Below are 11078 nucleotides of genomic sequence, written 5' to 3'. Positions count from 1 at the left end.
CCGGCCAATCCAGCCAATGTGTATGTCGACGGCGAGTTTCAGACAGCGCTGCTGCGCGGCGGCTACAGCAGTTTTTGTGTGGCGCCTGGCAAACATACCCTGGGGGCTTATATGAAGGACGAGCCTTACTACAAGGGCAAGACAACCGATCAATTCCAGGCGGAGCTGGCGGGCGGCACGCTGTATTTCCTCAAGGTGCGTGAAGATGGCAGCAGCGGTGCGCCGCTGGCCGTCGCCCGTGCAGAAGCGGAGCGTGAACTGGGGTCCTTGCGGCAACAGGTGCATGTCTTGTCGCGCGCATCCGCCGTCCTCGCTTGCGATGCCAAGCCGGCGCCGGCAGCCGCAGCCGCTGCTGCACCGGCCTATAAAGACTACACCTTGAATGGCGACGTGTTGTTTGCGTTTGGCAAGTCGGATCATCGCGACATGAAGGTCGAGGGGCGTGAAGAGATGGCGCAGCTGGGGCGCACCCTGCAACGGCAGATAGCGACAGTCGAGAGCGTCAAGGTCATCGGCCATGCCGACCAGATCGGTTCCGCCGCTGCCGCGCTGAAGCTGGGGGCCGCCCGTGCCGCCACGGTGCGCCGTATGCTGGTCGAGAACGGCGTGCCAGCCAATCTGGTGACTTCCGAAAGCGTCGGCAACCGCGAACCGGTGGTAGACGACTGCAAGGGTTCCATGCAAGCGCGTATCGCCTGCAACCAGCCTAACCGCCGCGTAGTGGTACGTGTAGAAGGACGCCATCCTGGCTAAGGAAACTTGCAGCTGCTGTGCTATAGCATGCACTGCCGCTGATCGCTCTTTTCGAGGTCGATAGCGGCAAACAATGCCCCGGCTGTGCTAGCAGCCGGGGCATTTTGTTAGAAAATCCATGTGGCAAAGAATGCAGTGAAGCGGTTGATGGTGGAGCCGAGCGGTGTCAAGCAAGCCATCGACTTGAGCAGCAATTGGCAAGGAGCCTCGGACAAGATGCGCGTCTTGCACGGCAGCTACTATTAATGTATTCCAGGAAGAAGTATTCATCGGTATTCCGGTCTGGCCGCAGAACTGCTGGAGCAGCAAGGCGTCACCACCAGTCTGGAAAACCATTAGGCGTGGTTGTTGCAGCCGTTGGTTCGCCAGCCATGAAAGCCCCGTTCGCCTGTGCGTACGGGGCTTTATCTTATGCAATTAATTGAGACTAGTCTTGCTTTTCATGCGCGTCGAATAGGATTGGTCCCATGTGCATGTGTTCTCGCTTTCCGCATACTGAAGCCCTATTTTTAGCGCTTTGGCGCGGACAGGGACAGCGCGGCATCAAACCGCGGTATTTCCCGTTTTTTTTGATGAGCGTGCTATGAAACTGGATATTGTTAACGATGTAACGCAGGAGGCTGTGTCTAAGCCTGTGCCGCATACCGAGATTGCTGACACCATGCTGCTGAGCGTGATGTGGATGTGCGAGCAATATGGCGCCGGCCGCAGCGACCAGGCGCTGACCGCCGGCCTGCCCAAGGGCGGCGTGCTGTCGCCCTCGCTGGCGCTGACCGTGATGGCGAATGCCGGTTTGTCTGCGGGGTTGATTGAACGCCGGCTGGAAGCGTTGCCCTCCAACCTGATGCCGATGATCCTTGTGCGCAAGGACCAGGGAGCCAGCCTGCTACTGGGCTCGCGCAAGGATGACGAAGGCAAATGGCATTGCCAGGTGGTCATGCCCGAAGTCGGCAACGAACCGGTGGATATTCCCTTTACCGAAGTCAACGAGTGGTATGCCGGTTATGCCATCCTGGTCAAGCCGCGCGCCAAGGTCGATACCCGCGCCGGTGAAGAAACGCCGCTGGCAGCCGGACACTGGCTGTTTTCCACGCTGTGGCGCTATCGCCGCTATTACTACACTGCCGCACTGGGCGCGTTGCTGATCAACGTGCTGTCGCTGGCCAGTATCTTCTTTACCATGAACGTATATGACCGCGTGGTGCCGAACCAGGCCTATGTGACCTTGTGGTCGCTTGCCATCGGCGTCGGCGTCGCCATGTCGTTCGAAGCGGTTTCTCGTTATGTGCGCGCCTATCTGCTCGATGTCGCCGGCAAGAAGGCTGACCTGATCATGGGCACCATACTGTTTCGCCAGGCCATGTCGATCCGCATGGAACACAAGCCGGCATCTTCAGGCTCGTTCGCCAACCAGCTGCGCGAATTCGAATCAGTGCGCGACTTTGCTACCTCGGCTACCCTGGCGGCCATTTCAGACCTGCCGTTTGTGTTGCTGTTCGTCGGCGTCATTTTCGCCGTCGGCGGCCCGCTGGGCTGGATCCCTCTGTTACTGATTCCGGCCATTGTAGGGATCAGCATCGCCCTGCAATGGCCGCTGGCGCGCGCCATGAAAGAAAACTTGCGCGAAGCTTCGCTCAAGCAAGGTGTGCTGATCGAATCGGTGGAAGGCCTGGAGACCCTGAAAGCAGTCGGCGGCGAGGGTTATATGCAGCGCCGCTGGGAAACCTTCAGCGCCATGTCTTCCTCCACCTCAATGAAGACCAAACAATTGTCGAGCAAGGCCATGGGCGCGGTGACTTACCTGCAGCAACTGCAAACCGTGGTGCTGGTGGTGGTCGGGGTGTATCTGATCGGCGACGGCACGATCACCCAGGGCGCCTTGATCGCCTCTGTGATGCTGGCTGGCCGCGTGACCGGACCGTTAGGGCAAGTGGCTGGACTGGCGGTGCGCTTTCAGCAAGCCAAGGCGGCCATGGGCTCGCTCAACAAACTGATGGAGATGCCGATCGACCGCGATCCGAAGCAGGATTACCTGGCCAAACCGACCTTGTCCGGCCAGATGACCCTGAAAGACGTTGATTTTTCTTATCCGGCGCCGCCGATGAAGCCGAATCCAGCTGTGCTGAAGACGATCAATATGACGGTGCAACCGGGTGAACGGATTGCCATCCTCGGGCGCATCGGCAGCGGCAAGTCAACCTTGCTGCGCGTTATGGCGCGTTTGTACCTGCCGACTGGCGGCCAGATGCTGAGTGATGGCATCGATGTGCTGCAGATTGACCCGGCCGACTGGCGCAAGAGCGCCGGTTATGTCAGCCAGGATGCACGCCTGTTTTTCGGCACCCTGCGCCAGAACATCATGATTGGCCGGCCGGAAGCCTCGGTGGACGATTTTCTGCATGTGCTGCGTCTGACCGGCCTGGACCATGTGGCGGCCAAACATCCGCTGGGCATCAACCTGGAGATCGGTGAAGGCGGCGATGGTTTGTCGGGTGGCCAGAAGCAACTGGTGTCGCTGGCCCGCTGCCTGCTCGCCAAGCCGCAGCTGGTGCTGATGGACGAGCCCACCAGCGCCATGGATACGCAGACCGAGCAGCAGTTCATGCAGCATCTGATGCATGCCACCGCGGGCCAGACCATGGTGCTGGTGACGCACCGGCCGTCCTTGCTGACGCTGGTCAGCCGCATCATCGTGGTCGACGACGGCAAGATCGTCGCCGATGGGGCCAAGGCGGAAATCATGGCCAGGCTGGCAGGCAATTCCAACAGCGCGACGCCGCAGGCAGTCGCTGCATAAAACGATCACGGTTCGGCATGGCCGGCACAGGGTGCCGCCTTGCGGGCTACCCACGAATCACGCAAGTTGCCATATGGCAATTTTCGGTGCAGGATGGAACGCTATCTTGCGCACTATGAGAGCACAGTCATGAAATTATTCAAATGGAAACGCAGCCAGGGCGCACAGCGCGCCGGCGACAGCGCGTTTATGACGGATCTGAAAGAGTCTTTGCTGACGCAGACCACGCCGGGTTCGAAGGCCGTCCTGTACCTGATCGGCACAGTGGCGGTGGCAGGCCTGGTATGGGCCAATTTCGCCACGGTAGAGGAAATCACCCAGGGCGAGGCGAAGATCGTCTCCAAGAGCCGCGAACAGGTGATCCAGAGCCTGGAAGGCGGCATCCTGGAGGAAATGGATGTGCGCGAAGGCGATATCGTCAAGAAAGGGCAGGTCCTGCTCAAGATCGATGAGACGCGCGCCAAGTCCGCCTACAAGGAAGCGTTTTCCAAGTATGTCGGCCTGCAGGCCACCATTGATCGTTTGCGCGCCGAGGCGTATGAGTTGCCGCTGGTGTTCTCTGACGACGTCAAGAAGGTGCCGAGCGAAGTCGACCTGGAGACGCGCACCTACCAGGCGCGCCGCCGCTCGCTGCAGGAAAGCATTACATCGATCAAGGGTAGCTACGATCTGGCGCAAAAGGAAATCAACCTGGCCCAGCCGCTGGCCGACCGCGGCCTGATGTCGCAGGTGGAAATCCTGCGCATGCGGCGCCAGGCCAACGATTTGCAGATGCAGATCGTGCAGCAGCGCAACCGCTTCCAGGCCGACGCCAATTCCGAGTTGACCAAGATCGAACTGGAAACTACCCAGGTGCGCGAGAACCTGGTGGGCCGCGCCGACGTCCTGGCGCGCACCACGGTGCTTGCGCCTGTGTACGGCACGGTGAAGAACGTGCGCTTCAATACGGTCGGCGGCGTCATCCAGCCGGGCGAGAAAATCATGGAAATCGTGCCGCTGGAAGACCAGCTCCTGGTGGAGGGCAAGATCAAACCGTCCGACGTCGCCTTCCTGCGTCCCGGACTGCCGGCGACGGTGAAGATTTCCGCCTACGACTTCGGCGTCTACGGTGGCCTCAAAGGCAAGGTAGAGCTGGTCAGCGCCGACACCTTGAAGGATGACGAGAAGGCTGCCGCAGGCCGCGATCCGAACTATTACCGGGTCACGGTGCTGACCGACAGCAATGCGCTGGAAGCCGGCGGCAAGCGCCTGCCCATCATTCCGGGCATGACGGCGACAGTGGAAATCCGCACCGGCAAGAAAACCATCCTGCAATACCTGCTCAAGCCGGTATTCAAGGCACGCGAAGCGTTCCGGGAACGATAATGGATAAGCCAATCATTTCACCGTTGCGGCAACGTCCGCCATGCGCGAGGCTGCACAACGATTACCAGCCGGCCAGGTTGCCGTTGGTGAGCGCCATCTGCTCGATGCTTTTCCTGTGTGCGGTATCAAGCGTCACGCCTGCGCATGCACAGGCAAACCAGCGCGGTCCGCTCATGGATGCCATGCTGCGCGGCGATATGACGCCGGCGGACGAACTGCTGAATCAGGCAAGGAATGCACAGGCGCAAGCCGATGCTCAGGCCCAAGCTCAAGCTCAAGCTCAAGCCCAAGCTCAAGCTCAAGCTCAAGCTCAAGCTCAGGCTCAGGCTCAAGCCAAGATGCAAGCGGAAGCAAAAGCCAAGGCAGACGTGGAAAGGCAACAAGCGCAAGCCTTGGCTCAGGCCAAAATACAGGCAGAAGCAAAAGCCAAGGTGGAAGCGGAGACACAGCAAGCCCAAGCTTTAGCGTTGGCGAAAGCACAGACGGAAGCAAGAGCCAAGGCGGAAGCAGACGCGCAACAAGTCCAGGCTGTGGCCATGGCGAAAACACAAGCCGAGGCCAAAGCCAAAGCCGATGTGGAAAGGCAACAAGCGCAAGCCTTGGCTCAGGCCAAAATACAGGCAGAAGCAAAAGCCAAGGTAGAAGCAGAGGCACAGCGAGCCCAGGCGTTAGCGTTGGCGAAAGTGCAGGCAGAAGCAAAAGCCAAGGCGGAAGCAGACGCGCAGCAAGTCCAGGCTCTGGCCATGGCGAAAACACAAGCCGAGGCCAAGGCCAAAGCCAAAGCCGATGCGGAAGCACAGCAAGCCCAGGTTTTGGCTCTGGCGAAAGCACAGGCGGACGTGAAAGCCAAGGCCGATACGGAAGCGCAGCAGGCGCAAGCTTTGGCTATGCGGAAAATACAAGCGGAGGCAAAAACCAAGGCAGATGCAGAAGCGCAGCAAGCTCAAATTTCAGCCATGGCTGGAACCAAGGCGATGCCGGCACAGTCGGTGGCGCCAACCGCTGCCAGCGCCATGAGCGCAGCGCAAGCGACTGCCACAGCCGCCGACGCCCAGCCAAAAACCGGACCGGTGCTGGATCTGCGCCTGAAAAAGAACGCCGATACCACAACCGCATCCAGCTACGACGCCAGCTCTTTGAGCAGCGGACAAGCCGCGGCAGTCGGGACTGGCGCAGAGCTGTTTAGCCGCTGGCTTAACGACGGTTCGGACATGGGTAATTTCGGCAGTCCGATTTCCGAAGCCGATCTCAAGCTAATCCTGTATCGCGCAGTACGTGCGGCAGCGGAACGCAGCCCGCAAGTCAGGCAAAAGCACGCGGACTGGGATGCGGCACGCGCCGACGTTGACGAATCGAAGGGCCAGCGCTGGCCTCAACTGGATGTCGGAACCCAGAGCTCGGCCGCCCATTTCGGCGGTAATTCTGAAGGCACTCCCAACAGTACGGCAGTGGTTGTCGGCGTGACCACCAACGTATTCGACTGGGGCCGGCTCGGCAAGGTGATCGGCAGCCGCGAGCAGCTGGCCATTGCTACGCAACAAGCGTATGAAGCGGAGCTGACCAAGAATGCCTACGATGTCAGCGCCAACGTGGTTGAACTGGTGAAGAACCGCCTGATCACCGAAATCAGCCAGCGCTATGTAGACCGCATGGGCGGCCTGGTTAGCATGCTACGCCAGATTGTCGACGTTGACCGCGGCCGCGCCAGCGAGCTGACGCAATCGAAAGCCAAGCTGCTGCAGGCGGAATCGACACGTGACGCCACTGCGGCCAAAGTCCGCGACTATACGTTGAACTTGCGCAAGCTGGTAGGCGATGAGCCGATTGCAGAGTCGCTCGACCGCGACTGGCAGTTGCAGGTACCGAACCTGGATCTGGTGCTGGCAGAAGTGCCGATGCATCCGAGCCTGCAGCAGGCCGAGGCCGAAACCCAGGCCGCCAAGCTGAATGTCGACGCCATCCGCGCCGGTTCCAAGCCGCAACTGAACTGGGTCATTAACAAGACCACCGCGCGCGACGCACTCAATCGCGAGCAGCCATGGCAAACCTATCTGTCGTTCAACTGGGGCGCTTTCCGCGGCGGTTCGACCAAGGCGGCCGAAAAAGCCGCTTACGAGCGGGCCATGTCCAGCAGCGAAAAGAAGGCGCAGCAGCAACTCGACCTCGAATTCGCGGTGCGCGCCGCCGGCCAGGATGCGAACACTTTCCTCAGCCGGGCCGACCTGTACAAGGACCTGACTGCAGAAACTGACCGCGTGCGGAAGGCCTTCTTTGAGCAGTGGTACCACCTCGGCAAGCGCACTTTGCTCGACGTGCTGAGCGCCGAAAGCGACCACTACGGCAACCGGGTCAACGAGATCACCAGTCGTTTCGACGGCTACTCGGCGATCTTCCGCGAGTACAACAATGCCGGCGCACTGGTCAACTGGATGAAGCCGCCAGGCGAGGTTGCCGTCGCACGTTAAGGTGGCCTCGAAAAAAACGCCGTCATCCTCGCGAATGCGGGGATCCTTCTTAGAGCGCAAATTGGATTCCCGCATTCGCGGGAATGACTCGGTCGGAAATGACTCGGTGGGGTTATTTGAGGTTCCCTTTAAAGTGACCTCGAAAACAACGCCGTCATCCCCGCGAACGCGGGGATCCATCTTGGCGCACAAATTGAATGCCCGCGTTCTCGGGAATGACCCGGTCGGAAATGACTCTGGGTCTTGTAATCGGATGCACCATTTTTTCAGGCCGCTTCCCATTTATCCCGGCAGCGGATGCAAGCACATTCTTTAATGGTCGACAGACCTTAACCCTTGTTGGAGATTATATGGAATTCCCCGATGTATTTTCACTGCTCGGCATGGCTGGCGGCAATGCAGGCGCATTCCTCGCGGCCTTGCTGGCCATCGTCGTCATTGACCTGGTGCTGGCCGGCGACAACGCCGTTGTGATCGCCATGGCGGCACGCACCTTGCCCGTCCATCTGCGCCGCAAGGCGATCCTGTGGGGTACCCTGGGCGCCATCGTCACCCGCATACTGATGACAGTCGCGGTCGTCTGGCTGCTCAAGATACCCGGCCTGCAGATGATTGGCGGCATCGCCTTGTTATGGATCGCCTATAAGCTGCTGACCGACTCCGATAACGACGGGTCTCATGGCGCAGGCGCGATCACCATGGCGGCAGCGCTGAAGACCATCGTCATCGCCGACGCCGTGATGGGTATCGACAATGTGCTGGGTGTAGCCGGCGCCGCCAAGGGCAGCATGGCGCTGGTGATTTTCGGCCTGCTGATTTCCATGCCGATCATGGTCTGGGGCTCGACGCTTGCCCTCAAGCTGATCGAACGTTTTCCCGCCACCATCTACGCCGGCGCCGCGATCCTGGTCTACACAGCGATGTACATGATCACCGCCGATCCGCTGGGGGCCGCGTTGTGGGAAAACCGCGCGTGGCTGCGCTATGCCGCGACCGCCGCGGGCCTGGCCCTGGTGCTGGGCGGCGGCTGGACTGTCTCCAGGCGCCGTAGTTGCGAATAGCGACTGACAATCCGTCTGCAGATGTTTCATCCTGTTTATTAACCTACGGGGGCCTCGCATAACCCGCCTTACGTCATTCCCGCGTTTGCGGGAATGACGGCGTTGTAGAGGTGCCCTTACACCGTCAATCATGAAAAACACACCATCCACACGCAATCTGACCGTTCTTGCAACCCTGCTGTGCACGGCGCTTTCGGCCGCCGTTCCCGTTGCGGCCTATGCCGGAGAACCGGCGGCTGCCGCACATGCCCACGGCTTTGATTATGCCCATCAGAAAGAATGGCGTCTCGAGTCAGGCGCTTCGCAGTCACCGATCGATATTCACACCAAAGAGTTGATCGCCGCCGAGCGTACGCCGGATGAAAACGACGCGATCACATTGCATATCGCTACCGGAGGCGCCAATGTGATCGATAACGGCCATACCGTGCAGATCGTGCCGCAAAGCAGCAGTGCGACTATTCGAGGCCGTCATTTCACGCTGGCGCAAGCGCATTTCCATGCCCCGGCTGAGCACACCATCGATGGCAAGCGCTATCCGCTCGAGGGGCATTTCGTCTTCAAGGCGCAGGATGGACGCTTGGCCGTGGTTGCCGTGTTGTATCAGGAGGGCGCCGAAAATTTCCAGTTTGACGCCATCGTCCGCGGCGCAATACGCGACCAGACCGTGGCGTTGGAAAAATTCGACGCGGCGCCATTGCTGCCGGCTGATACGCAACCGTACTATCATTACCTGGGATCTCTGACCACGCCGCCGTTGACCGAAAATGTTGAATGGTATGTGCTGGCACAGCCGGTTGAACTATCGGCTGACGATATCGATGCATTCAAAAAACTGTACGCCCATAATGCCCGTGATCCGCAGCCATTGGATGGCCGGTCGGTGTTGAAATACGAAGAGTAAGTGTAACTATTCAGCAGCTAAAAGGTGCCGATGAACAGCGCACTCCGTCATTCCCAACCAGGTCATCCCAGACCGGGTCATTCCAGACCGGGTCATTCCCGCGAACGTGGGAATCCATGGGGGCGCCTAGCTTGTCGTGCGTAACCTGGATTCTCCGCCTTGGTGCGCGCGTTTGCGGGGATGACGGTGGCAACCGCTCATAGGGACTGCATAGTTACGATATTTTCTGATCGGGATCCGCGCGGAAGCAGCGAAGGTCGCCATGTCTGAAGCATGTGCAAACATGCATAAAGTTTCTATGCCCTAATTTCATTTCGCAACGGCATCTTAGTGAGATCAGCCGTTGAGGGCAATTGTTGCCGTCAAAGCGGGATGTGCTTGTTTCATGAAGGGCTCGTCCATTGCGCTATTCCTGTGAACGAGAAAATGGCGAGGCGCGATTGTCAGTGCGAAATGAAGATGCGTTTGCTCCTGTTAAACAGACCGATATCATGAATCCCTGCCGCTCCCCGTGGGTGTTTATTCCAGCAATGCCCTGTAAAAAAATGTAATTTTTGCAATTGGATGTGTTTTGGGATTTGTCTCATCAAATAGCCATGCGTAATAAGAACTGTCTCATGTTCGATTCGTCTTGAAAAAAATATATTAGCTCCTGTCGCAGCAGTGCTGCATTTTTCATTTCAGGAGCGGATTATTATGAACAAGATTTATCGCGTGGTTTGGAATGCAGCCGCAAAAACGTGGACTGCTGTGTCGGAAATGGCCAAAGGCCGCAAGAAGAGCAAGAGTAACCGTCTTGCACGCAATGTTGTCACCGCAGCATTGATGGCGGGCGCAGTATCCGGCGTTGCATTTGCCAGCGATCTGGACGCTTCGGGCATTGGCGCACAATGCGAAGCCGGGTACATCCTGAAAGAAAATGCTTGTGTCGCGGATCCGCTTGCCAAGCCAGCACTGCTTGCGCAAGCTTCAGCCTCTTCAGCAACCTCGGCAATGAACGTAAATAATTTTTCGACAAACGATTTCTCGATTATGGCCACTAGCACGGTCACTTCGTCTCTCGCTGGCGGTACCAGCAGCAGCAATACCGGAAGCTTTAATGATTTGGCCATCGGGCAAAGTGCGCATTCGAACACTATCGGCGCTATTGCGATCGGTGGTTCGAACCAGGGTGCAACGAACGCTACCGGCAACGACGCCATCGCCATTGGTACCCAGGCCGTTGCAAACGGAGCCCAAGCCATGGTATTGGGCGTAAACAGTAAGGCAACCGGGGCGCAAGCAATCGTGCTCGGTACTAATTCCTCAGCAAGCTCCGCCGGTTCAATAGCGGTCGGCCTAAGCACAAGTGTGGGTACAGGAGCAACCGGTTCTATCGCGTTTGGCAACAGTGCTTCCATTGGTAACAACGTCACGAACTCAGTAGCTGTCGGTACCTCCTCGACGACGGCGCGTAACAATGCCTTCGCTGTCGGCGGCACTGCCGCCGGCACCCAGCGCCAGGTGGTCAACGTGGCGGACGGTACGGTCGCCACTGATGCCGCTACCTTTGGCCAGCTGACCACCACCAATCTAAACGTGGCGACCAATACATCTAACATCAATACTCTGAGCACTACGGTGGGCGGCAATACAACAGCCATCAATAATCTGAGCACTACGGTGAATAGCAATACCAGCAACATCACCAACAACACCAGCAACATCACTGCGCTGACCAATAATTTGAATAG

9 protein-coding genes are annotated in these 11078 nt (G+C 58.6%); 8 read left to right on the top strand and 1 reads right to left on the bottom strand.

What is annotated here, in order from left to right:
• The 4 genes from ABI171_RS20140 to ABI171_RS20125 form a co-directional block, all read left to right on the top strand.
• Positions 1-753 (top strand): OmpA family protein (locus ABI171_RS20140; RefSeq protein WP_348094345.1); only part of this gene is annotated, 753 nt, incomplete at its 5' end.
• A 120-nt stretch (positions 754-873) separates the two neighbouring features.
• Complete coding sequence (locus ABI171_RS20135) at positions 874-999, top strand: hypothetical protein (RefSeq protein WP_348094344.1); 126 nt, start codon at positions 874-876, stop codon at positions 997-999.
• Between the two features lie 415 nt (positions 1000-1414).
• Positions 1415-3550, top strand: coding sequence for a type I secretion system permease/ATPase (locus tag ABI171_RS20130; protein ID WP_348094346.1), 2136 nt, complete (start codon positions 1415-1417; stop codon positions 3548-3550).
• 129 nt (positions 3551-3679) lie between these two features.
• On the top strand, positions 3680-4915 hold the full coding sequence (locus tag ABI171_RS20125; protein ID WP_348094343.1) for an HlyD family type I secretion periplasmic adaptor subunit: 1236 nt from the start codon (positions 3680-3682) through the stop codon (positions 4913-4915).
• A gap of 61 nt (positions 4916-4976) precedes the next feature.
• Here the strand turns inward: ABI171_RS20125 and ABI171_RS20120 are convergent, their stop codons facing one another.
• On the bottom strand, positions 4977-5099 hold the full coding sequence (locus ABI171_RS20120; protein WP_348094342.1) for a hypothetical protein: 123 nt from the start codon (positions 5097-5099) through the stop codon (positions 4977-4979).
• 154 nt (positions 5100-5253) lie between these two features.
• On the opposite strand from ABI171_RS20120, the gene ABI171_RS20115 reads away from it, so the two are divergent.
• The 4 genes from ABI171_RS20115 to ABI171_RS20100 all read left to right on the top strand — a co-directional run.
• On the top strand, positions 5254-7380 hold the full coding sequence (locus ABI171_RS20115) for a TolC family protein (protein ID WP_348094341.1): 2127 nt from the start codon (positions 5254-5256) through the stop codon (positions 7378-7380).
• A gap of 350 nt (positions 7381-7730) precedes the next feature.
• A complete protein-coding gene (locus tag ABI171_RS20110; protein WP_348094340.1) occupies positions 7731-8441 on the top strand; it encodes a TerC family protein in 711 nt (236 codons plus the stop codon).
• Positions 8442-8571: 130 nt separating this feature from the next.
• On the top strand, positions 8572-9345 hold the full coding sequence (locus ABI171_RS20105; RefSeq protein WP_348094339.1) for a carbonic anhydrase family protein: 774 nt from the start codon (positions 8572-8574) through the stop codon (positions 9343-9345).
• Positions 9346-10041: 696 nt separating this feature from the next.
• Positions 10042-11078: ESPR-type extended signal peptide-containing protein (locus tag ABI171_RS20100; protein WP_348094338.1), on the top strand; the 1037-nt coding region annotated here is incomplete at its 3' end.

This window comes from Collimonas sp. (assembly GCF_039923675.1).
Classification (GTDB): Bacteria; Pseudomonadota; Gammaproteobacteria; order Burkholderiales; family Burkholderiaceae_D; genus Collimonas.
The sequence above is the reverse complement of the archived record's forward strand: the minus strand, read 5'-3'. Positions and strand labels throughout refer to the sequence as shown.

What these genes read in the sequence shown, in the direction of transcription:
- ABI171_RS20130 (WP_348094346.1), top strand. Translation starts at nt 1,415, where the DNA reads ATGCTGCTGAGCGTGATGTGGATGTGCGAGCAATATGGCGCCGGCCGC.
- ABI171_RS20125 (WP_348094343.1), top strand. Translation starts at nt 3,680, where the DNA reads ATGAAATTATTCAAATGGAAACGCAGCCAGGGCGCACAGCGCGCCGGC.
- ABI171_RS20120 (WP_348094342.1), bottom strand. Translation starts at nt 5,099, where the DNA reads ATGGCATCCATGAGCGGACCGCGCTGGTTTGCCTGTGCATGCGCAGGC.
- ABI171_RS20115 (WP_348094341.1), top strand. Translation starts at nt 5,254, where the DNA reads ATGCAAGCGGAAGCAAAAGCCAAGGCAGACGTGGAAAGGCAACAAGCG.
- ABI171_RS20110 (WP_348094340.1), top strand. Translation starts at nt 7,731, where the DNA reads ATGGAATTCCCCGATGTATTTTCACTGCTCGGCATGGCTGGCGGCAAT.
- ABI171_RS20105 (WP_348094339.1), top strand. Translation starts at nt 8,572, where the DNA reads ATGAAAAACACACCATCCACACGCAATCTGACCGTTCTTGCAACCCTG.